Consider the following 294-nt stretch of genomic DNA (forward strand, 5'->3'; position numbering starts at 1 on the left):
TCTGACCACCGGCATGTCGTTTACCGAAGCGGCAGCAGACCACGACATCGTTGTGCTGTATACCAATGATGTTCACTGCGGTGTTGACGACAACATCGGATATGCCGGGCTGGCGTTGTATAAGAAGCAGATGCTCGAGCAGACACCGTACGTTGTCCTTGTTGACGCCGGCGATGCCATTCAGGGCGCGCCGATCGGAACACTTTCCGATGGAGTCTACTTAATTGATATCATGAATAAGGTTGGCTATGACTTTGCCATACCGGGGAATCATGAATTCGATTACGGCATGCC

Annotated in this window: 1 protein-coding gene; it reads left to right on the forward strand. The window is 51.7% G+C overall.

Annotated elements, in window-relative coordinates; genetic code table 11:
* Position 1 precedes the first annotated feature (1 nt).
* On the forward strand, positions 2-294 hold a 293-nt coding region (locus NE473_RS31770; protein ID WP_256265695.1), incomplete at its 3' end, for a metallophosphoesterase.

The organism is Hungatella sp. SL.1.14 (assembly GCF_024460495.1).
Classification (GTDB): Bacteria; Bacillota; Clostridia; order Lachnospirales; family Lachnospiraceae; genus Hungatella; species Hungatella hathewayi.